This is a genomic window from Methylomonas montana (assembly GCF_030490285.1).
GTDB lineage: Bacteria > Pseudomonadota > Gammaproteobacteria > Methylococcales > Methylomonadaceae > Methylomonas > Methylomonas montana.
The window spans coordinates 3,997,473-4,021,182 of record NZ_CP129884.1; the positions used below are offsets into that span (position 1 = coordinate 3,997,473).

Below are 23,710 nucleotides of genomic sequence, written 5' to 3' on the forward strand. Positions count from 1 at the left end.
TCCAATAACGTACATCTACAAGTAAAACCAACCATCCGCGCGTCCGGATAAAATCGGATCAACGCGAATTAATTGGGTAATTTTCTTCAAAATAAATGGCGTTTCCTCCCGCCCAATTTAATACGCTTTCCGATCCAACAATGTATTAGCGCGCATTCCATTACTGATTAATTCCTTACCCGGCAATAAGGTTCACCAAGTCAAAAAATAAAGTCGAAATCCTCTGTTAATAAAACGACAGCTTGCCTGAATTTTAGGCGCAAGCGTAACCATCAACTGGTTCGCCAAATGCCTGTATTTAGCTAACCAACAGCATCTGCCGCGCCTTAACGCCGTATTCATCGTCCGGTAAATCCGCCAGCTGACGCAGCAATTTGACGCCGGCTTCCTGCTCGCCACTTTGCTGTAAAGCAAGACCTAAATAAAAACGGAATTTGCTTGAGGCGCGCACTTCGCCGTTGATCGAGTCCAAGTTCTCCAGCGCTGCGGCAGGTTGATGCGCAGACAATAAGATCACCGCCAAATCAAGGCGCGACGCCTCATCGCTTGGATTCAATTCCAACAAATGCTCGAACTGGGCAATGGCAACATCGCGATTACCAAGACTCAGATTGACCAAAGCCAGATGCCGTAAGGCATTGTGGTCTTCTTGATTCAGCGTCAGTGCAGTTACCAGCGCTTCACGCGCACTGCCCAAGTCGTTGCGTAAAAAACAAGTAATGCCCAATTGCGCCCAAGCCTCCTGGTGATTGCCATCCAAAGCCAACGCCTGTCGATAATGCTGCACCGCTTCCGCCAGTCTTTGCTGGGCCGCCACGGCAATGCCCAACCGAGTATGTAAATGCGGTGCGTTGGGTTGTAGCTTCAAGGCTCGAATCGCCGCATACTCGCCGCCCTGAAAATCGCCCAGCAACACTCTAATCCGCGCCAGATTATCCCAAGCGGTGATGTTATCGGGGTCGCAGGCTGTGGCTTGTTCCAGATGAGTCAAGCCTTCCGCCGGCTGGCCGGTATTCACCAGTACTTGGCCCAAATTGCAATGCGCCATCGACATATGCGGATTTAGCCTCAACGCGGTCCGCAAATGCACTAGAGACTCGGACCATTGCTGCTGCTGGGCCAGCACGAATCCCAAATTATTATGGGCGCTGGCGTTATCGGCATCCAGCTCCAGAGCCGCCAGGTACAAACGCGCCGCCTCGGCCAGATTGCCAGTCTGATGAGCAATCACACCTTCTCTGAGCAAATCGTTAATCGCAATAGTCATTAGGCAATCCTTTCGATAAGTCCACTGAGAATATCACTCGGCGAAATGTCCGGCACCTCAAACTGCACGTCGTCGAGAGAGATGTCGAACGGCTGTCCTTCGTGGTAGTGAATCGGCAGGCTGATGCCAAAACGGTAATTGGAGCCGAAGGTGTAGGAAGCGAAGGTCCAGCGATTGCTGTAGACCTCCCAGAACAAGGCTTTGGCGCGCACATAACCGGAGATGTCGAAGGTGAACGCGGGTTGCGCGTGCACTGACAGATTGGCAGTGAGGTCCAATCCTTGCGCCGGCGTCCAGTCGATCGCCACGCCCGCTTCCGCAGCGCCCTGAATGCCCAAGGTACCGCCGATTTCCAGCCCGCCGGTGACACTGACACCGGGAATCCCCAAGCCGATACCGGCGCGCACCGACAAGCGCAAGCCGGCATCGGCCGGCACCCGCAAATGGGCCTTGCCGGTGACGTGGGTGTCTTCCTCGTGCGCGGGATTGTAAGTAATACCCAGACTTAGTTGGTCAATTACACCAGGGCCGATGCCAGCCGTCGCATTCAAACCGCCGCCGATCTCGGCGGTGATACCGGGGACAATCGGAATATCGATGCCGATACTGAACAGCGATTTGTCGATTTCCTTGCGCGCGAAAATTTCCACATTGCTGGGAATGCCGATTTCGCCGGACACGGTGACTTCGCCGTTGGGATCGAAGCGGATGCCGGCGGTGCCTTGCAGCCATGACGCAATCTGGATCGTCGCCGAGCCGGAACCGAAGACGGTCAATGCCCCATCCGGCATGGGATCGCCGCTGGGCCGGCCGTCTTCGCCCACCGCCCGGTTGCTGACGCCGACGCTAACGGTACCTGCCAGCATGCCGCGTTTGAACGCGCCGGAGAATTCGGCGGTGAAAGCGCCGTCGTCGTAACTGACGGTGAGTTGCGAATCGATGCCGGGAATGGCAGGTTGCGCAGTGCCAGTGGCACGCACTTTCCAGTCATCGCCGTGCTTGTTGACAGTGACGTCAATCGAACCGGAGCGGATCGCGGGATTGGCGGACAATTGCAAGTTGCCACCGATGGTAAGGCCGTCGGCTTCGGAATAGGCAACCGTGAGACCGGCTTGCTGGATGCCGGGAATGCTGGGTTCCACCGTGCCGGTTGCGCTGAAATTGCCGGCGTTGTAGCTGGCGGTGATAGACGCGCTGCGTATGCCTTTGATCTTGTCCGGACTGGTGATGGCCAAGGTGCCGCTGATGCCGAAGCCGGTGGCGCTGCGATAGGCCATTTGCAATTCGGCCTGATCGAATAGCTTGGAATCGGCCCGGAAGCGGCCGGCTAGGCCGAAATTACCATCGCTATCCAGTTCCGCGGCCAGAGAACCGTCGCCAAAATTGCGCACGGCAAACTGAATATCGCCGCTGACGCTGAGCCGTTCGCCGTCATAGCCCAGGGTAATGGTGGCGTCGTTGACAGTCAGGCCGGGTAACGGCAGGCGCTTGGCCAGACTATTGGCGTCGAAGGTGTGAAAAATGCCCAGCCGGCCGTTGACGATCTGGCCGGGCACCTGCAAGCCTTGCAACAACGGATGCGTAGGCTGCAGCATCGCGGTGGCGGCCAGGCCCCGGTTGATGCTGAAACCACTCAAATCCACCGGGCTGGCGCCCTTCAGATCGACTTTTTTCGGCAACAGGGTTTCCAGTGATTCGCTGCTGATTCTGCCTGCGAAATCAACATCCTCCTCTTTGTACAGCGGGATATCGAAAGCGCCAGGATTGCCTGTCACTTTGATTTGCGGCCCCAAATCCAGCTCGACGCTGAGATCGCCGACTTTGGCATTGGCGCCGAGTTTGTTGTAACCCTGCACCAGCGTCACATTAAGCATGGTGAAGCCGGACAGTGCGCTCTTTTGGGCGGCCGGCACCTTGAAGGATACATCCTTGGCGGCGTGGCTGATTTTGGTAATAGCCAGCCCGCCGGTAGGAGACAGGATGGAAAGCCGGGTGGCGGTTCCCTTGCGCTCCTTCGCTGAATCATCCAGTAGGTCGAGAGCCGGCGCCAGATTCTTGATGTCATCCTGACTCCAGAAGGTACTGCCCCCTTCTTCGCGCCGGCGCTGGTGCCCGCCAACAGCCGCAACGGCCTTGAATTTGGTGACGCGGTTATCCAGTACTTGCTGGGCAGACGGTTTGCTGCCGGGAGTTCCCAGATCCTTAAGCCGGGGATCGGTGGGTTTTAGTTTGGCGATGGTACGTTCGACAGCATCGCGAATTTCGCCGCGAAACGAAGAACCGACGCTGCCATTGTGCGAAGCATTCAGCAGTTCCATATTGTGCAACGCGTCTTCACCGCCCAATTGATGTTCGACGATGTGATCGACCTGATAGGTCGTATCCTTGCCCGATCCATCCCAGGTTGGGATTCTCAGTAAATCCAGAAAGGCTTCTTCGTCGTCGGCTTTGATTTCCTTCTTTTTACCTGCCATGTTCAGATTCAGCTTAAAACCGTGGGCCGCATTGGGACGCTGGTCGGCAGGAATCTTGTTCAGGTTGGGTTTAACGCCCTTCCACTGCTCGCGTTGTTTGGTATCGCGGTTTTCGCTGACGCTGCCCTTTGGGCGTTGTAACTGGCCTGCGCGCGCCATGCCTTGATACCTTAACGCATGACGGGATTTGATCGGCGGAATTTCCAGCGGTTCGGTGACTTCGAAAACGGGGTCGCTGCTGGCCGCCGCGCTGCCGCCAGCAGGTCCTTTGCGGGCCACTTTTTGTTTTATCCCGCCGCTTTGCTGCACCACATGCGTCATTTCGTGGGCCAGTAGTTCGCGTCCCTGATCGGTTTCCGGCGCGTATTCACCCGGTGCAAAATAAATGTCATTACCGACCGTGAAGGCGCGCGCACTCAATTCCTTGCACAGTTCCGTGGCGTGAGCATCGTTATGAATAACGACACGGGAAAGGTCCTGGCCGAATTGTTTTTCCATGTCGCGCAACACTGCTTCGGGTAACGGCGTGCCGCGACCACGGGTTTGTTCGATGCGTTCTTCTATCGATGGCTCCACATCATTGGTTTCGGCGGCGCTTGCCGCAGCCTGCTGATCTTGTTCTGCCTGCTGTTCGCTATGTTCCACTGCCCGCATCAGTTTCTTTTGCAGGGCCTGTTCTTCTTCAGGTTTGGCTGCTTCAGTTTTGCGGAACAGTCGCGCCGCTTTTTTTTCGTCCTCCGGTTTTGCCGCCTCGGTTTTGCGCCGCAATTTTTTGCGTACCGGCGCCCGTTGTTCATCCTTGTCTTCGGTTTCCACCGAGCGCTGTGCCGCAGGGTTTTTCTTCTCCTCATCCGGTTTTTTCGCCCGGCGCACCGGTTTGTCTTCTTCCGGTTTCGCAGCGCGCGCCACGGCTCGATTAAGCCGCCGCAACAAGCGCTGGGCGCTGGGCACTGGTTTACTGGAAATCATCTCCTTGTCTTCTTTCGGCCCTGGCGCGGGTTCCTTGGGCGCCCGCGCGACTTCCTTCGCCACCTGATCGGCTTCCTGCTCTTCCTTGTCCTGCGGCTGGCTGACCGCCATCTTCCGGCTCAAATAAGCCGGCTTGCGCTGTTTTTTCTCTTCGTTGGGTTTGGGCGGTGCGCTGGTTTTGCGCTGCGGCTGCTTTTTACGGAGTTTGGACGCCAGGGTTGCCATAAGCTAACTCCTTAACTGTTTTAACTGCGCCGGCGGATTGCGGCCCAGTTTCTGATATTCGCGTTGCAAAGCCGACAACAGCGGACCGATGCCGATGGGCTGATCGGCAGGGCTACAGCCGGCGGCAGTCAACACCACGTTGCGAATTTGCCCGCCACTGATGTCGCAATAGCTGGCCAGCGTACGGCACAGACTTTCGTCCGGGCTGCGCTGTCCCAAATGGCTGCGCCATAAATCCAGGCGCTCCTGAAAGCCCGGCAGTGGAAAATCGACGATCGCATCCAGGCGCCGGGTAAAAGCGTTGTCGATGCGCTCGCGGCTATTGGTGGTCAGGATCGTGATGCCGGGATGATTTTCGATGCGGGTCAATAAAAAGTTAGTCAGCATATTGGCATAACGCTCACCGCTTTGCTGGGCGTCGGTGCGGCGGCCGAACAAGGAATCGGCTTCGTCGAACAACAACAATGCATCGGCGGCGGCGGCCAGATCCAGCAAGGTGCCCAGATTTTTTTCCGATTCGCCGACATATTTGTTCATGATTGCCGCCAGATCGACCCGGTACAACGGTGCGCCGAGCGCGGTGGCGACATAGCTGGCGGCCAAGGTCTTGCCGGTGCCGCTGTCGCCGACGAACAAGGCCCTGAGGCCGGCATTGCGGGACGCTTGCAAGGTGACACCCAGCGACTCCCACAGCGATTCCCGGCTGTGGGCGCGAGCGATGAAATCGTGCAAATATTGCTCGACCAAGGGTGGAAACACCACGGCCTCGCGTTCGACCCGGCGCCGCACCGGCTCGGCCAACAAGCGCAAGCGTTCTGCGCCCAAATCGCGGCGGGCTTGAGCGATATGTTCGGCGTTTAACGCTGCACGGCTCTGTTCGGCGCGTAGCACCGCATTGCGCGCCACCTTCTGGATCACCGGCCCGCTTAGCAAGGCGCTGGCAGCACGACGGGCCAATTCCGGTTGATCCAGGTAGCGCGCCCAGAGTTGTTGGCGCTCGGCTTCGTCCGGCACTCCCATTTCCACTTCCAGCATGTCCTGACCCGCGATCGCATCGGTCATCCCCAAAACTACGACATGCGGAATATTGGGATGTATCGCCGGCAATTGCCAGCTCTCACCGGCCGCGACATGAACCTTGATCACTGGCAACCAGCCCGCCAACTGGCAAGCCAACGGCAAGGCAGGCTGCTGTTGCCAAAGTTCGCCAGGCACCTCGATCGCATTCAACCCCAGCAGGCCGGCCAATTCGGCGGCCAAGGCCCGCCGCCCGCCGCCGCTGTTGCCGCGTATCGCCAAACCGCGCACCTCGCCCTTGGCCAGTAAGGTAGCCAGATGCGGCAGCTGCCGGCGTATCCGTAGCGGCAGCAATTCCCTGTCCGCCAAGGCCACGATCCGACAGCCGGGCCAAATTGCCGGCCGACCGCACAGGACCGACCACAGGGCCGGCTCGATCCGCAACTGCCGTAATGATAGCGGCCCGCTGCCTTCCAATAGCAACACCTGCTGTTGCACCAGCGCCATACTGTGCAAATCCAATGCATCCAGCGTAGTACCGGCGCCAAACAATTCGTCCAGCATGCTCAGGGCCAGATGCACGGCCAGCCGGTTACCGGGATTGGGGGCCTGCAATTCGCTCAAGGTCAACGTCGTCAGATAATCGGTCTCGGCGCTGCCGACCAAAGCCAGTAAATAGGCTTGCGGTAAGTCGATGTGCTGCTCGCGCAGCCACTGCCCGAACGGGCCGGGCAAGGTATAGAGTTGCCCGGCCGCAGCATCGCGCATCTGTGTCCAGCTCGGCGCAGTTTCCATATTGAGCTGTTGGGCGGCTTGTTGCAGCAATTGCTCGGACAATTCGGTATCGCCCGGCATCATCTGCGTCCAGAACTCCGCCAGGCCGACCCGCACCAAGGCCGCCAACGGCTGGCGCTGGTTAGGCGGTTTCAGGTTGAGCGATTCGGCCAGGGGCGGCGCTTTAGTCATAATGAAAACTCACTACCCGGCCCAGCCACGGCAACCAGCCAGGATTGATGTCCAGCCCTGCCAGGCGCACCGGTAAACGGATCGCCGTCATCGGCGCATATAAATCGATATGGCTGGGACTGTATTGAACCTGCGCCGTCAGTGCCAACAGGCCGGCTTGCCAGACGCCGGTTTTACCGTACCAGCGCCGCGCCTGATTCAACACCTGCTCGCGGTCGGGAAGCGCTGGCAATTGGCTTAGAGCCAAATGGTTTTCCAGGCCTAATTGCAACGCAATGAAATCGACCAGCGCATCGTCTTCCCGTAACTGCAATTCCTGCCCAAGCCGATATAGCCATGCCCAAGCGCTGGGCAATGTTTCGGCATGCTCTACCATCAAGCTCCGCATTTCCGGGCGGTTGAGCATATTCAATAGATACAGCAAACCGCCTTGCATGGTATCGAAGCGGGCAAAGGCCGGCTCGGCGACGGCTTGCACTGCCGGATCCAGGTCTTGTGCCATCGCCTGCTTCGCACCGGATACATCCAGCGCAGTCGCGGCTTGCCCAGGACTTTCCTCACGCTGTTCCGTGCGGTATTGGGACTTTGCCGATCCAAGCGCTTTGTCACGTGTCAAAGCACCAGCCGGCACCATCTGGTCTCCGCCCGATTGCGGTCGAGTCTCGGCAGTTTGGCTTGATGATGGGGACGATTTAGATAACGCGGAAGCTGCCAAAGGCGCGACCAGCGCATTAAGCTTGGTTGCCACCGGCTCCTGGTCGATTCGAGTTCGCACCGCATGCGCCGGCGGCGAAAAATAAGCCGATAAGGTCGCCAGTAACTTGGCCGGCTGTTGCTGCAATAATAAAGGCGCCACTTCCTGGCCGATCAAGCATAAGGCCAGCTGATAACGGCTATCCGACACTTCCAGCCCTTGCAACACGTTTCGCCAGCGCGCCAACAGCCCGGACGGCCAATACAGCTGGGTTGTCAGGGTGGTTAAATTGACTGACAGCATTTGCTGGTTTGCCTCGCTCTTGATCTCCCCGGCAAGCACAGCGGTGAGATTCCGAGCCGACGGCAAGCTGAAACCGTTTAAACCGGCCAGTTCGACCGCCAATTGCCGACTATCGGCTTCATCCAAACTCAACCATACGGCCGGCAACTGGCCTCGTATCGCCAATCGGGCGGATATGGACGGCAATAAAGCCAGATGTTCGGACATTACGACATACAGCGCCCTCGGCGTAGGCAAGTCAAACCAATGTTCCCAGCGCCGCCAGTACCAATAAAACCCTGCCCCGCCGCGCAATAAATCGGTTAGCAAGGCCGCCAACAGCTCGGTCAGACCGGCAAAGCGCATCACCTCGTCGGTATTATGGGCTTGGTTTAAATACTGCTTGGTTTGCTCGCACAACTGTTGTGGCAATTGCCGGCCAGACCCGCTGGCTTGCAGGCGGCGGATAAACACCCAACTATCGCGGTCGGCATGCGGCCAATCAGCATTTTGCAAATTGTCGCGCAAGGTATCCACCATCGTCTGCTGCCCGCGCCCTGCCCGCACGGTCAGGCGGTGTATCGCAACGGTATCGGCGGCCAGTTTAGTCATCGCGGCAGCTTATAAGCGCTTCTGGGTCAGCTTGTTCGCCACCACGCTAAAGCGGGTATTGATCTTGACGTTGCTTTGCAGCAGATCGACGATTTTCACTTGGGTGCTTTGCGGACTGTGATCCTCCACCGCCAATACCGCCACCACCCGTTGTTCGGTATCCAGCAATTGCAAACGGGTGCCTGGCAGCGGCGGCCGATTCAGTTTGACTTGCAAGCTTTCGCCTATCGCCGCTAGCCGTGGCGGCACATGCACATTGCCTCGCACAATTTCCTGAGGATCGCCCAGCGAGGCATGAATCAGCACCGCCCGAATCATATTGCGCATCGCGCTGCGGCTGGAAGCCGAAGCATCCCGATCCAACTGCCGAAACCACCAGGCAATCAATTCCGAAACGGTACGGGCAGCATTGAAATCGTCGGCCTCCGCTCTATCCATGCCTGGCCACCAGGAAACGTCTTCGACCCGAATTTGATCGTCCTCGGCCAATTGCCCCCATTGCAAACGCAGCGACGGCGGCAGCAGATTGAGCTTTTCCAGCAAACAAAACTGGCAATGCTCCAGTTGCTCGCGCAACTCATGGGCTGGTTTGCGCAACGGTCCGGCGCTGCCGGCCAGATCCGCCAGCGACAACACCTTGGCCGCCGCAGCCTGAGTTTGCAAACTGCTGGCGGTAAAAGCCGGCAAACTAAAACTCGCCCATTGCTGCATCACTATTTGGGTTTGCAGATGCACGGTTTGCAGCCGGGCCTGCAAGGTATCGGTATTGGCCGGCGTCAGCAAGCCGGCGGGCCTGGCCTTGAAGCGGGCTTGACGCAGTTGACCGAGATAATCGAATTGTTGAAACGGCGGTAGTTTGGGCCGCAACGGTTTTAATCCGACCCAGTCGTCCATCGGAATCTCGCAAATCGCCGCGAAAAACGGGTCCAATGCATTCGGCAAATCGACTTCTTCTTCCCAATCGCAGCCGGGGACGATGTCCTTGCTGCTGCCGTAGCGCAGCGCCAATGGATCGGCCAGTGCGGCGCTGACCGGCGTGCCGCGCACCCGGACGTAATACAAGCCGCGCAAAGCCTTGGTCAGAATACGGCTGCGTTCGTTATTCAAAGCCCAGACTTGCCGCCAATCTTCGTCCAGCAAACGCTGAGCGACGCCATAGTCGCCGAGTTGCTCGACACGGAAACGGTCCATGCCTTCCAGCGTTTCCCGCGCCACCCGGATCAGGCCGGCCAGTTTGTCGATCTGCGCCAGTTTATTGGATTGTTCGCGTAGCTTGCCCTGCAATTTACGCTCGATATTGTTATAACGGCCTTCAAATATCGCAATCCATTGCGTCAGAATCTTGCCGGCCTTGAACAGGGCATGGTAACGATACTGAGTCCGCAATAAACTGAACCGTGCGGTATCCAATTGCTTGGTAATTTTGTCGGTGGCATCAACTTCGGCCAATTTATCCAACATGGCGGGCGGCTCTAATTTGTTGGGGCGTTTGAACGGATCTTTTGGCAGCGTTTCGCCTTCCTCCACCTCGCCGATCGTCACCAGTTGCTTGCGTAAGGTCGCGGCATCGGTAGGATCGAATAAATCGGTTAAGGTCGCCAGCAGATCCTTCATACCGTAATAGGCCTTGGCATATTCGTTGATATCCGGACTGATGTGATCGATCACGCTAAAGCGGTATTCTTTGGCCTCGAAGGCCGGCTTGCTGACTGCTTCCTTGGTGATGCGCGACAACATATCCAGGCGATTTTTGTTGATGCCCAGTTCAAACGCCGAAAAGGTTTGCGGCTTACTGCTCAACAGGAAGCTGGATTTGGAGACCGACGAAGTCGACGTCAAAGCATTGCTGAGCAAATTGCTGCTCAAGGCACTACTCGCGGTTATTTTCGGCGCTGCCGCCAACTGACTAATCGCGCTACTGAACATCCCTGTGGAAGCGGTAGCGAAGATCGATTTCGGCGCGGTGTTGACTACACTTTCGACAACTGCGGGCTTATCGGAGGTTTTGGGAATATCAGTGGCGCTCAGACTGGCATACGGTAACCAACGGGCAACCTGCAAACCGGTGCCATCACCAGCCACGCCACCAGCCAAGGCCGCCAGCGCCACGGTTTGCGAATCCAGTTGCTGGCGTTGCAGCAGCAAAAAATCACGGGTTTTCTCCACCCGGCTGCGAATCGCCCGAATCTGATTTTCAATTGCCTCCAGCTCCACCAGGGCCACCGCGTATTGCACCACCAGGCCATCGTCGCTGGGCACGCTTATCGGCGGCGGAGCGCCGTCCTCCCCCAACCAATCGCTATAAAAGTTTGGCGGAACAGGCACACCGTTGCTGTAGGGATAAGGCGTACCAGGGTTTTGCGGATCTTGCTGCTCGCTGTTGGCACGGGCGATTACGCGCTCGAAAATCGTCAATGGCAAGGCTGGTGGAATTTCCGGTTTGGGCAAATCCAGATTCTTGAACTGGGCCGGATCGAGTACCGCGTGTTCGATGGGCGCATCGACATCGCCCGTCGGCAGCGGCAGATTGTTGGACGGCTCGACGAAATACAGCACGTCGAATTGCTGCCGCCATTTGCGCCAGGCCTCGTAAGCGCGTATGTAAAAACGGAAAATATCGCTTTCCAGTAGGCTGTCGGTTGGCGGAATATCCAATAAATTGGGCCGATAATCCGGTTCGTTGACCGCCAGCAACAAGCGGATTTTGTCGCCGGCCGGTTGGCGTAGATCGATCACCCGGCGGGCGATATGCCGGTTCAACAGCTCGATGATGGCCTCCTCGGGCACCGGCACCATGTCCACACCCAGATGCGTCGGCAACCACAATAAATTCGGCGCCGGCGCGGCCGGACTTTGCAGCCAATCCAACGGCAACTGGCCGGCCGCCGGCAGAAAACCCAGATGCAGATTGTCTTGCAGAAATTGCGGCAGCGGAATCTCAGCATTGGCGGGCAGGCCGGCCGCCTGCATCACTCGCCGCATCGCCGCGCCGGTTTGATTAAGCAGCACCCGGTAACCGCTATTCGGTAAAGCCTCGTAGCGGCCGGCTTCCTGAGACAGCCATTTCAATCGATAACGCGCTGCCGGCGGGAGTTCCGGCTCTTCCTCCACCACAGGTTTGGGCTCGATAGCCAGCAGCGCCAGCGGCACCGAATTGCCCAGCTTGGCCATGAAACCGGCATCGACTCGATCGGCGGCCACCCAGTTTTCGATTTGCTCGCGTGGCAGTGTATTGACGGCGTTGTCACTGATATTGATACGCTGCAAGGCCAGACTGCCGGCCAGCACTCGCTGAGTATCGCGAGAGGGGTCCAGCTCGGTGCGTTGGCAAGGATCGATGTCGGGCGCATCGATTTGCCGGTCGGCTCGCACCAGCATCAGATAATAAACCCCCACCGCGCCAACGGCATGGCTGTTGTTTAGAAAATCTGCAATCAATCCCACCCATTCGGCGCGTAGCGGATAATACAAACCAAGTGCCTGGCCATTGGCGGCCAAGGCCAAACCGGCGCTGACGCTGAAACCGGGTTCGGCTAAGCCGTTCGGCCCCAATTGCAAATCCAGGCCATGGACGATGCCGGCGGCCTTACCTTGCAACACGGTCGCCAGGCGGGCGTCCGCATAAGCCTGCTCGCGGTCGAACTCCTCCTCGCCCAGATGCCGGCCGGGAAACATATGTACCCGCTCCAACGCACGGGAACTGGCAATTGGGTTATGCAGCAAGATCATCGCCATAATAGCTACTCCTTATTCGTTTCGGTACCATCCTCTCAAGGCATCAAGGTAACAACGCTGTCCATTGCCCGATTAACTCATTGCTTAACCCCAGTGCCGCACCTCCCGCAACCACCAGTTCGCCGGTGCTCTGTTCGGTTGGCTTGGCACGCAACGCGCCTGAGAACGCATCCAGATTATTGGCTGCGGCCAGTTGTTGCAGGGTTTGCCAGACCACGGGATCGTAATGACGCTCGACCAATAGCAAGATGCGCTGGCTGGCTGCAACCAATGCCGATTCATTGAATGATTCGACCAAAGCCGCCAACGCCGTGCGGCCGGCATCGTCGCTCGGCGCACGAACCTCGGCCAGCATCGGGTAATTGACCCGCCGCAAAAACACGCTATCTTCGTCCTCGATCAAGCCACCGGTATCGGCCGGACCTCCCCCCGCTTCCGGTGGCAACGGCAACGCGGTACCCAGGGCCAGCACAATGCCGCTGACCGACGTTTCCGCCGCGCGGCTGGGACGGCGCACATACAGCGGCGAGTTGCTGCCGAAGCGATCCCAGATCGCTTGCCAGGCGGCCTGATCGGTGTCCAAGGCATGCACCGGCCTGACCGGGTACAGCTTCAAGCGCAGCAAATCCAGCTGCGGCAGCAGCCGTTTGTTCGGGTCGAAATTGCGTTCCAGTTGCGCGGCGTAATGGCCGTAATCCAGATTGGACAGCGGCACCAGCACCACAATGTCCACCGGCTCGCCGTTGCTCAAATCGATAGGCGGTAGAGCCAGCGACTCGGAGCGGATCAATTCGACATCGGATTGGCGCAACGGCGCAATCGCCACTTGGTAGTTTTCCGGAAAATAGCCTTGCCGGCCGTTGACCGGATCGACCGCTTCCTTGGGTAAATTCCCCACCGGCGGCAACAAGGAAAAATAATCGCTGGCATGAAAATCGCCGGTCAGGCCGCCGCTACGGCGATTGACTAAAATGTCGGTCAACAAGGCTTCGTATTGCCGGGACATATCGCTTTGCAAGGAATCGATGCCCGGCTCGGCGCGCAACGGATGGCGCAGCAATTCGGCGTCCAGCCATTGCGGTGCACCTTCCTGGATCGCTACCAAGCCCAGCGCCACCGCGTCTTCCGGCAACAGACCGTGCAGTTGATCGTCGCCCAGCAATTCCCGCATCAAGCGGGCGCGAATCTGTAACGGGCTTTGTTGCGGCAACGGAATCGGCAGCGGTACCAAACCCATCTGCACCGATTCGGTGATCATCGCGTATTGAAAGCCGCGTTTGGCACTCAAATCTTTCGGAAACACCTCGGCGATGTCGGTGCCGACGTCCACGTAGCGCAACACCACCGCGTACAAACCTCGGTTCAAAGTCGAAAAATTGCCGTCGTTCAGGCCGCTGATCAAGGCCCGGTCGCGCAGATTGACGATCAGCCGACTACCCAGTTCCAACACCCGGCCAGCCGGCGTCATCGCCAAGCCCGGCTCCAGGGTCAGCAAGCCGGTGAAACGATCGAAGCTCAATTGCAGGCCGCCGATAACGCCGCTGCCCAGCACCCGGCCCAGTTCCCGAAGACGCTGATCCAGATAGATTTGATCGCGGGTCAAGTCCTCGGCGGTCAACAAGCGGCCGTCGAAATAATGACTGCGGGTCAGGCGCGGATCGATGTCGGCCAGCGTGTCCAGCCCCAGACCGGCTGCGATCGGATTGCCCAGCGGTTGAAAGAGAATTTCGCTCATGTTGACCTCCGTGATCAGGGCTGGCGAGCCAGCCAAGCCAATTGACTGGCGGTTACCAGGAACGGCCGGACCAGATTGTTGATCGAGATTAATTGGGGATTGACCAGTATGGCGTTGATGTCGGCAACGCTGATGCTGATCCTGGCCAACAGCAGGCGGGCACCTTCTTCCAGCTCGTCGTTCAGTTGCCGGGTATTGACGCCGCTGCTGTCCAGGCCATGCAGCAAACGCGCATGCAATGCCAGTTGCGACCCGGCCTCGGCATTGTCGTTTTGCACCTGTTGCAGCAGGGCTTGCTCGGCCGCCGATAAGGCCGGCATCGCTGCCGGCAAGGCTTGATGGCAAGCCCAAGGCTGGTAGGCTTCGGCAGTGGCCGGCGGCGGCAATTCCGGAATCAGTTCCAGGCGTACGCTATCGGCAGTGCGGCTGGGCTGCACCGCATCGGTGCTCAGGTTGAGCTTGCGGGCCAGCACTGGCTGCATCGCCACCTGACAATCCTTTTGCCGGACGCAGATTTTTAGCCAGAGCAGATTGTCGGCGTCGCTATATCCTTCGCGCAGATGGCTTTCGGATTGCGCCGCCAGCCAATCGCCGAGATTGATGCAATAGGCTTCGTGGATCAGCACTTCCCGGCCCAAACCATCAATGCCGATGCCGGGACTGACCAGCAAGCGCACCGTCAGCCTATCGGTGGCGTTGGGATGGCTGGGCGGTGCCATGCTGACCACCATGCCCGCCAGCGTACCGTAGCCTTGCAGCCAATATTGATGGCGGGTCAGCCGGCGGCGATGATAGGCCTGTTCGTCGCGGGTGGCTTCCAGACCCAGCATCATGCCGGCTTCGTAAGCCACCCGGCGTAAGGGTTCCGACAAACTGGCATCCTGTTCCAGCGTAGTAAAATCGTCTAGGGTATCCATGCGGCCTCCACGTGCGCCCGATATTGGGACGTTAACAACTCATCAGATACAACGCTCTTCTCGGCAGAGATGGCGGATGTTTGCGCAGAGGTTTCGCCAACATGAAGCTGGCGCAAAGCCTACAGGGACGTATTCGCGGCGTCCTCTGCGGAAATATCCCGCCACCACCGAACATACTTTCACACTTCGGTCATTCGAAAACTCATAACGCCAACGCATTGATGTCCTCCGGTGAAAAAGCCGCCGGGTTTTTCAAGACGCCCTCGCGGCCCAGATAAGTATCGTCCAGCGTCACGCGGCGTAATGGCGGCGCGGTTTCGATGAAGGTATCCATGCCCAGCAGCGGGGAAATGCCCAGCACAAACGGATGTTCGGTTTCGATGATTTTGTATTGCAAATGCGCCGGCAATTGCTCGGCCAATACATCCTCGACCGTCGTCCGCAAACCGACTGCCCGACCGTGCAGCAAGATGCTGACTTGATGCGCATATTCTTCAAAAAACGCTTTGACTTGGGCTGCTTCGTCGGTCGTGGCCAATTCCGGCGCGAACAGCGCCAGAAACTGTCGGGCATCGCTTTCCGACAGAATCAAACTATCGCCGATAATGCTGTTGCCGCTCATGCCGGTGCCCAAGGTCAGCGGGTGATCGCCGTCGTCCATGTCGACTCCTAAGATCGTCGCCATCGTCCGCCGCAATCTGAAATTTTCCAGCACGACGATTTCGCCACGCTGTACGCCGCCGTCGCTGGCGATGTCCAAGGCCAGATTCACGGCCGCCAGCGTGCCTTTGTATTGCTGAACCAGGGTCACATCCCGCAGCCAACGCCGTTGCCGGGCTTCCGGCCAATGCAAAGGCAAGCGTCCGCCGACCGCCTCGGCCAACCAGGGCAAATTGCCGGCCGGCGTCGCATCGGGATGCACCAGTTGCTCGCTGGCGGCGATACGGCCTTCCAGCGGCGTCAACACACCTTCGAAGGCCGCCAATAAACGTTCGCGGACATCGGCGCCATTGGCCGGGCCTATCGTCTGGCTAGCGTCGTAACTGAGTTCCTGCCGGTAAAATTCCGGAAAATAGGCTTCCTGATAGGAAAAGCGCGGGTAATACACCCTGATGGCATGCAAGGCCGGACTCTGCCGGCCGTCACCGCGCAAGCTCACTTGAAGCTGTAAATAGCGGCCGCGTAACTGCCGCATCGGACCGGCCGGCTGCTGCAATAAAATCTCGAACAGCCCACTACTGCCGGGCTGCTGGCCGGCCAGCGACACCGCGAACGGCAGTTCGGACGGCAATGGGTTCCAGAGCGGCGGCGGTTGATCGACAGGCTTGGGCCGCGGCGCCTGCCTGCTGGCAAACACCCGCACAGCAACTTTGATCTCGCAGCCGGCCGGGATGCAGGCGTCCAGATACAACCTATGCCATTGGGTATCGACTTGCCCGGAATCCAGTTCGTGCAGCAAAGCCGTGCCTTCCAGATTAAATTGCGGCCGGCGCAAGGCATGCAGCTCTCGCGGACGCGGCACAATTTCCGGAAAATCCGGATCGGCTGCTGCCTGATAACGCAACTGGCCGTCGGCGCTGCTGACGAAGCGCGGCACCGCCAGAGACTGCAACGGATAGCGTTCGTGCAACAATTGCACATTGCCGCTGCCGGTTTCGCTGTCACTCTGCAAAACCAGCACCGGGCAATCGCGTTGCGTGAAATTAATATCGCCGGCCGCGCGCGGCACCAAGGCCGCCAGCCGGCCGCTGTCCGGCAGCGAAGAATCGGCGGCCAGCGCCAGATCGACGGCAAACGGCAACTCGGCCGGGCAGGCATAGACTTTGAACGGCGCATCGGCCAAATCGGACAATGGCCGGGACAAGATCGTCTGTGCGCCGGCACCGTCGTGGCATAAGATATAAAGCTGCTCTAAATCGCAACATAAAGCCAGCGCCTGCAAACCTTCCGGCAACGCTTGTTGCCAAACCCGGCGTAGCGGATGCGGATTGCTTTGCTCGGGCTCGAAGCGGATAGTCTCAGGCGTATAGGGCAAGGGCAGCGGTTCGCCGCTGCACAGCATCAAGCGAGTCGCCGAGATCAACCAGACTCGTTGCTCCGCGTCTATGCAGGCACGCAGCGGCGTTTGCGACGCGGCATCTTCGCCCTCGGCATTGCCCCATTCGCAAAAGGTCTGCCAGCGCCGGGCCAAATGAAACAGCAACAAGCCATGTTGGTTAACAGCGTCGCTGAACGGCAAAGCCAGTCTGCCATCGCCGGCCGGCCGGCCGAAACCCGGATTGCCGCCGGCAGCGACCGCCGCGAAGGCCATATCGGTGAAACTGCCCTGCGGCGCCACAACATCGACCAGTTCGCTGTCTTGTAATGTCAGATAACCGCGACCGCTGTTGAACTCGACTCGGGAGCCGTCGACACTGAGTCGACCGATCTGATTAAAACTATCCAAAGCCAGCGGCCTGCTGGCTTGCCAAGCCAGCAAGGCGGCTGCCGGGTCGGAAGCCGGCAAGCGCAAGGCCTGGTTTTGCGCCAGCGTCAGCGCGTGCAAACTCGGGTTCCAGCTCAAATGGCTGGAGCCCTGTTCGAAATCGGCCTGACCTCTGAGTAAAAAATAAGGGGTGTTGTTGACGTCCATCGTCTCAGCCTCAACAAATGTCCGGAATCACCGGCACCGCGACACCCATACTGTCGTCCGGAGTCTGGCCTTCCAGCAAACCGATGCCGTCCGGCAGGGCCGGCGTGCCGGAGCCGCTTTCGGCGCGCACTCCCAGCAATTCCGGCAACTGGTATTGGGTCAGGCTGATCGTCTCGTCTGTCGCCAACCGTCGCCAGCCCTTGCTGCCACGCTGAAACAAACTCAGCGCGTTGATAGCTTGCACGCCGGCCACCCGTGCGACTTGCGTCAACAATTCATTGGCGCGCACTTCGCCGCCCAAAGGCCAGCCTTCGCCGCGCGCGCCGCCGGGTGCCAGTGGCCAGAGATATTCGATCAAAGTCTGCTGCACATCGCGCAGGGTTTGCTGCTCGGTTTCGATGTCGCGCACCTGGACTTTAACGCTGACCGCGATCGGCACGAATTCCGGGCTGAGCACATACAATTCGGTGCCCACCATCACCCGTTGCAGCAGATAAGCAAACACATCCTTCAGCAAACCCTGATTGGGCTTGGGGGTATGGCCCAAAGCCGGTTCCGCCGGCGGCAGCACGAATACACTGACCACCCCCGGCACATCGTCGCGCACCACACGGATGCTGGCGCCCGGCAGGAAGCCGACCAACACTTCGGCGCGCGCCACCGGATTAACCGGATTGGCTTGCGTAATAATTTTGAAATCCTGCTGCGTCACCGCCCGATTGCGGTGGGTTAAAAACTGCGGGATGCGTTTTTCGGCCTGCTCGACGGTTTCCGCGTCCAGGCCGCCTTGCAACGGCCATTCGTGGCGCAATTTGTGGCGCGAACTGCCGTTGACGATTTCTTTAATCATGCCGGCCGGCAAATTACCGGCGCTGCCGCCGCCGAACAAATACGCGGCGATGCGGATCCGGTTGCCGGATGGCGGCCGGCGACCGGCCGTGCCGTCGCCGAAATACACATAGCCCGATTGCGGATTGAGCCGGTACACCCTGGCATCGGCGGCTTGGCCGGCCAGAAAATCGACTGCTTGCCAGCGCACCCAGGCGCCGTTTTCTTCGACATCCAGTTGCAAGGTAGCCGCTTCGATATGTTGATCCGGCAATACGACGACCTGGTCGGGCTGGCCGGTACCGATGCCAACCAGAAAATCCTGTTTCAAGCCTTGGGCGATCACGTCTACCGCGTTCAATGCCAGATAACCCAGTTGCAGTTTGGGGTGCTCCGGGCAACGCAAACGCAGCCAGAAAGCCGCCCGACCGGCTTCGACCTGATCGGCAAGTTCCGGCGGCCGGTCGCCGACGCCGCTGAACATTGGATCGGTGGGCACGAAAGCCTGGAACAGCGCCGGATTCTTCGGCAAGCGCAAGCGCACCACGCCGGTTTGCCGGCCGCCTTTCGAGCTGTCGGCCAGCACGTCCAGCGGCAGATAAATCGTTTCGCCGGCCTCGCCGGTCGAAACCAGTTCCCAGATCAGCTTGCGCGGATTCAATTCGTTGATCGCGTCGCCGAGCAAATCGTCGGCCGGGGCGATACCGATATTGAAGCTGATGCCGGCCAGATGGCTGCGTAACAAAGCAATCTGGTTTTCCAATTGTCGCGGCGCAATGCAGGCCAAATAGAAACTGCGATCCAGACTTTGCGTCAAATCGAGCACTTCCTTAACCGGCTCGAAACGGCGCGGCTGGAATGGCTCGGGCCGCTGGCCGTTCCGCAAACCGTACTGCTCTTGCAAATCCTGCAAGGTCAAGCCCAGCGCCGCCAGATCGGCGGCTGCCAATTTTTGTTTGATCAGCACCTGCAAGCTCAGGCAAGTGGGTTGCAATTCGCCAACCGCCGTCAGGGTTTGCTTACCCGCCCTTAGCTGGCTACCGTCCGCCAGTAACGGTGCCGGCAACACGCTGGTCGGCCCGGCGTCGATGCTGACAATGCCTTTAGCCGGACGAGCGGCACGCACCGGAATTTGCAGCAAATTCAGGAACACCCGGCGTTGACGCTCCGGTATCAGATTGGCACGGTACAGTATCGTTTCGGTTAGCCAGGCGAACAAATCGACAAAGCTATTCAGCGGGTCGCCGGGGGCAATCTGGGTCAGTTCCGGCAAATGGCTGGCCAGCCGGGCCTTGGCTTCCGCGACCAGATCGTCGAAGCGTCTATCGTCTAAATTCGGTACCGGTAATGGCATAGCGGCCTCTCTTTCGCCGTCAAGCCGGCAGGCTCAGGTTTAGTGTGAATCCCAGTTCCGCCGGGCGCTGGCTGTGGCGCAGCCGATAGCGGATGTTGATGTGCACATCGGCGACGCTGGCCGGACTGGCCTGCACCTGTATTTCGTCGATTTCCACCCTAGGCTCCCATTGTTCCAGCGATTTGCGTACCACACCCGCAAGCAGATGGCGGGTGGTTTCGTTATTGGGTTGATGGACGAAATTCAGCAGCCCACCGCCAAAGGTCGGCCGTTGCAAGCGTTCGCCAGGCCGGGTTAACAGGATGTTCAACATGGACTCGCGGATGCTTTGATCGTCGCGGCTCCAACTGACGCGGCCATCGCCGTCCAGACCGCCGAGCGGCCAACTGATTAATTCGGGTATTGGCGCGCGCATCGTCAACCTCCTTTAATCTTCGGAAACGGCAGGCAGATTCGGACCCACGGCAACCAGAAAAATACGATGTTGAGCAGCGAGATCATGATCATCAACAAAATCATCGCCACCAGGGTGATCACCGGCAGGCTGAACGAGCAAATCCATTGAATGCCGAAATCCGGGCCGGACGTGTCCTTGACGGTATCTTCGCTGGCGCCCTTGTTCAATTTCAGTTTGTTCATCAAATCGAAGGTGTCGGCCGGCGTGATCATCGCCGCACCTTTCGCCAAGCCGCGACGCAGATCGGCCAAGGACGGCATCTGTATCATCACCGGCCGGCTGGCATCCGGATCGAACGGCGCCGCCACCCGAAACGGGATGCTGCGGGCGTCGGCTTGCGCCCATTGAATCTGCTCCTGACCGTGCTCGTTTTTGAAGCGGACGAAGGGTATCGCTTGATAGACATCGTCGAGATTTTGCGTGAATTTAGGCAGCGGGATTTCCTTGACCTTGTTCAAGGCTTGATCTCGCAAACGTTGGCCGAGCAGCTCGCGGATTTCCTGGGCATCGGATGCCAACATCAATAAGGTCAGATTCAAATTGCCCACACCGTCTGCGCTCGGCAAGGGCTGTAACTGAGCCAATTGCTCCAAGCCGCCGCTGGCATCGATCAACTGTTCCTGGCGGATGATCCAGTTGACTAAGGGATTGTCGCCGCCTCTCGCAAAGCAGGCTTGTAAATAGCTGTAAAAAGTCTGCCGCCGGTAGGAAACGAACAAACCCTGGCTGGTTTCCTGGAAAGCCTGAGAACGCAACGCGGCCGGCCAGGTATTTTCGTCGTACAGCCAAAGTTGCTGAGATTTAATTTCCAGCGCGGCGTTTTCGGCGATGCCGGCTTCGCCAAGGTGGTAACGGTTGACCAGCATCCGCAACCATTCGAAAAAGGCTTTGCTGGGTTGGCCGCGTTCCAGCGGTTTGCTGTATTCGGTCAGCCAGGTTTGATTGAGCGGTTGCCGATAACCGAACGGCCAGGGCAACATTGCCGCCGCGACGCTGGCGGTTTGGGCCTGATCGGCGCTATCGAAAGCCTGACTGACATCGCGCAGATAATAAAAGCCGCCCAGCGGCAGATAGGCGAACAACAGCGTATGCGATTTGTTGGCGACATCGCTGGTTTTGAATACGTGCAAAGGATGCACTTCCTCGCCGCTGTAGGTGGCCTGATCCTCGCGCTTATGCAGCACGCCATTGGCGCACAGCCGTCGATGCAGATCCGGGTCGCGCAATTCGCTCGGCGCTTCCTGCCAACCCAGCGCCTCACCGTCTTCCAACATCCAGGCCTGCTCGCGGCCGCCGCTAAGCCGCCGAATCACGAAACCGGCCGAGGTGATTTTTTGCGGGTCCAGCGCCGGCTCGCCGAAACGGTCGCAAACCACTTCACAACTGACGATATGAAAGGCCCGGTGCAGCGGCAGCCGTAACACCGGCTGCTGGCCGTGGCGACTGTGACGTTCTTCCTGCTGCCAGTCGCTAAACTGCGGCAGACTGAACTGGCGGCGCTGGATGTCCTGCTTGAAACGGTTAACAAATTCCGCATCCAGATACCGATGCAAACCGCAATGCCCGCCGCCTTGATAAAACGGCGGCTTCAATCGAATCGGATGCAAGGCTTGCTCGGTTTTCATAATCCCCTACCAAATATTGCCGGCACCCGGCGTATAAGAACTGCCGACCACCGAAGTGGCGATCACCGTGTCGGCCTGGACGACGCCGCTGAATCTGGACATGCTGGCGTTGACCGTGACGGTACTGGCGTTGATGGTCACCGAGCTGGCATCGACCGTGACGCTGCCGCTGCTGCGCACCGCAATGCCACTGCTACTGAGTTTGATGCTCTGGTCGGCGCGTTCGATGCTGATCTCGCCGCCGCCAGCCTCGTCTATCGAAATCTTGTAACCGGAACGCGTGCGCAATTCGATTTTCGGACCGTTGCCGTCGTCGAAATCCAGCACGGTTTGTTCGGGGGTGCGGATCACGTAATGGTCTTCCTGCGGATCGGCGTCTTCCGGCACACTGCTATTGCCGGCCCACAAACTGCCCAGCACTAGCGGCATCTCCGGCGTGATAAACGCCAGCACCACGATTTCTTCCAGACGCGGCACGAAACTGGCGCCGTAACCCTGACCGGCCGACGGCGCCACTACGCCTGCCCAGACTTCCATCAAGGTCGCCAGCAAACGCACTTTGATGCGGCCGCGGCTGTCCGGGTCGGCATTGTCGGTGACCTGACCGAGCTGCAAGCTGTGCAGATGGCCTAGCGCATGGCTGTTCATGGCTGCCACCCGCTCTTGTTGACCTTCAAATGGGTTTCGAAGCCGCTGTTATTGTCGAAGCGATGCACGCAATGCACGATCTGATAGCGGCCTTTCAATCTGGGCGATACGCCGTCCAATTCGATTTCCCGGCCAGGTTTCAAACTGGCTTCGCCTTGGCAAACGATCTCGCCTTGAATAAAGCGTTTGGCCTGACGTTTAAACGCCGCCTTGGCGTAGGCTTCCGCCTCGCTGCTGGTGCCGGGAAAGGGCTGCGGGACGATTTCCGCGCCCGGCCAGCTCAAATCGCCCAGCGCCGCGGCGGCACTAGTGCCGCTCGGTGCAGGCGTCATCGTGTCGGCGTCGAAATCCACTGCTTCGGCGCTGGCCAAGTTGTAACCGTTCACCTGACTACTGAGCGGTTGATGATTCAAATCGGCGATCAAGCGCACTTTTAGCGCGCTATCCTGGGCGCTGAGCGCAATAGGGTTCGGGTCGGCTTCCTCGGCCTTGGCCCGTAAGCGATTGCCGTCCAGGCGTACCGCAATGTCGAAACGGTTGCCTATGCGCAGTAAAAACGCCAGATCGCTTTCGTTGAGTTGATGCCAGGTGGCCGTGATGCCGGAAATCGCCGCATCGGCCTGAAACCCGGCCTCGCCGGCAACGCTTTGCGCCAAATCGTCGGGGCTTTGGTCCTCGAAACTGCGGTTATGCCGGCTGCGGGCCAGTCTATGCAATTTATCCTGCAATAACAGCGCGATGCTGGGCGCGCCCTCGCCGTAACTTTCCTCGATCGCGGTAATCTCGCCATTGAACAAGCTTTGCGGCGTATCGTTGCCCATGGCGATCTCCACGCCAGCCCCCAATGCGATGTCGTTCAACATGAAATCCGGCTCTTGTCCGCCTTGCGGCCTGCCCCAATTGGACAGTTGTAATTCAGCGTGCGCGCTACCGTGCAACGGCAAATTGACCTGCATCGCCAGCAAGGCCTGTTGCAGGTCTTCGCGCGGTTCGCCATCGATTTTGATGGTCGGGCGGGTGCTGATGAAAGCGGTTTCGGCCATGGGTTCCTGAGTGTTTTATTGTTATTCTTTATTGTTTTATCGAGTCGCTACATCGTTTCAATCAATCTTCAATCTATCCTGCCGCTGCCGAATCAATTCCAGCATCTGCGCCAACTCGATTTCCGCTGGCGACAGCGGGGTTTGCTGAGCACTTGGTTGCTGTTCGGCGGGTTCGGTGACGCCGTCCTGGATTTCCACAATGACTTCATCTATCAACACCGGCATCGCAA

The 23,710-nt window shown here is 58.6% G+C and carries 14 protein-coding genes; all 14 read right to left on the bottom strand.

Annotated features, from left to right (window positions below):
- Positions 1 to 298: 298 nt before the first annotated feature.
- Positions 299 to 1,267 carry a tetratricopeptide repeat protein gene (locus tag QZJ86_RS18550; RefSeq protein ID WP_301671981.1) on the bottom strand — a complete coding sequence of 323 codons (969 nt, stop codon included), beginning with the start codon at positions 1,265 to 1,267 and terminating at the stop codon, positions 299 to 301.
- Entirely contained in the window at positions 1,267 to 4,935 is a 3,669-nt protein-coding gene (locus QZJ86_RS18555; protein ID WP_301671982.1) for an eCIS core domain-containing protein, read from the bottom strand. Before QZJ86_RS18555 ends, QZJ86_RS18550 begins: the two co-directional genes overlap by 1 nt.
- Before the next feature lie 3 nt (positions 4,936 to 4,938).
- The gene (locus tag QZJ86_RS18560; RefSeq protein ID WP_301671983.1) at positions 4,939 to 6,918 is read right to left on the bottom strand and encodes an ATP-binding protein; all 1,980 of its coding nucleotides are present in this window, start codon (positions 6,916 to 6,918) and stop codon (positions 4,939 to 4,941) included.
- The gene (locus QZJ86_RS18565) at positions 6,911 to 8,506 is read right to left on the bottom strand and encodes a hypothetical protein (RefSeq protein ID WP_301671984.1); all 1,596 of its coding nucleotides are present in this window, start codon (positions 8,504 to 8,506) and stop codon (positions 6,911 to 6,913) included. Before QZJ86_RS18565 ends, QZJ86_RS18560 begins: the two co-directional genes overlap by 8 nt.
- A 9-nt stretch (positions 8,507 to 8,515) precedes the next feature.
- Positions 8,516 to 12,241 carry a hypothetical protein gene (locus tag QZJ86_RS18570; protein ID WP_301671985.1) on the bottom strand — a complete coding sequence of 1,242 codons (3,726 nt, stop codon included), beginning with the start codon at positions 12,239 to 12,241 and terminating at the stop codon, positions 8,516 to 8,518.
- A 43-nt stretch (positions 12,242 to 12,284) separates the two neighbouring features.
- Positions 12,285 to 13,976 (bottom strand): hypothetical protein, encoded by a 1,692-nt coding sequence (locus tag QZJ86_RS18575; protein ID WP_301671986.1) that lies wholly within the window; start codon positions 13,974 to 13,976, stop codon positions 12,285 to 12,287.
- A 14-nt stretch (positions 13,977 to 13,990) separates the two neighbouring features.
- Positions 13,991 to 14,893 carry a hypothetical protein gene (locus QZJ86_RS18580; protein WP_301671987.1) on the bottom strand — a complete coding sequence of 301 codons (903 nt, stop codon included), beginning with the start codon at positions 14,891 to 14,893 and terminating at the stop codon, positions 13,991 to 13,993.
- Between the two features lie 202 nt (positions 14,894 to 15,095).
- A complete protein-coding gene (locus QZJ86_RS18585; protein WP_301671988.1) occupies positions 15,096 to 17,525 on the bottom strand; it encodes a phage tail protein in 2,430 nt (809 codons plus the stop codon).
- A 10-nt stretch (positions 17,526 to 17,535) separates the two neighbouring features.
- Positions 17,536 to 19,707, bottom strand: a complete 2,172-nt coding sequence (locus QZJ86_RS18590) for a putative baseplate assembly protein (protein ID WP_301671989.1) — start codon at positions 19,705 to 19,707, stop codon at positions 17,536 to 17,538.
- 19 nt (positions 19,708 to 19,726) lie between these two features.
- The gene (locus tag QZJ86_RS18595; RefSeq protein WP_301671990.1) at positions 19,727 to 20,122 is read right to left on the bottom strand and encodes a GPW/gp25 family protein; all 396 of its coding nucleotides are present in this window, start codon (positions 20,120 to 20,122) and stop codon (positions 19,727 to 19,729) included.
- A 2-nt stretch (positions 20,123 to 20,124) separates the two neighbouring features.
- Entirely contained in the window at positions 20,125 to 21,789 is a 1,665-nt protein-coding gene (locus QZJ86_RS18600; RefSeq protein WP_301671991.1) for a hypothetical protein, read from the bottom strand.
- Positions 21,790 to 21,795: 6 nt separating this feature from the next.
- Positions 21,796 to 22,437: a phage baseplate assembly protein V gene (locus tag QZJ86_RS18605; RefSeq protein WP_301671992.1), complete on the bottom strand. Its 642-nt coding sequence runs from the start codon at positions 22,435 to 22,437 to the stop codon at positions 21,796 to 21,798.
- Complete coding sequence (locus QZJ86_RS18610; protein ID WP_301671993.1) at positions 22,434 to 23,480, bottom strand: phage late control D family protein; 1,047 nt, start codon at positions 23,478 to 23,480, stop codon at positions 22,434 to 22,436. Before QZJ86_RS18610 ends, QZJ86_RS18605 begins: the two co-directional genes overlap by 4 nt.
- Before the next feature lie 57 nt (positions 23,481 to 23,537).
- The gene (locus QZJ86_RS18615; RefSeq protein WP_301671994.1) at positions 23,538 to 23,705 is read right to left on the bottom strand and encodes a hypothetical protein; all 168 of its coding nucleotides are present in this window, start codon (positions 23,703 to 23,705) and stop codon (positions 23,538 to 23,540) included.
- Between the last annotated feature and the right edge of the window lie 5 nt (positions 23,706 to 23,710).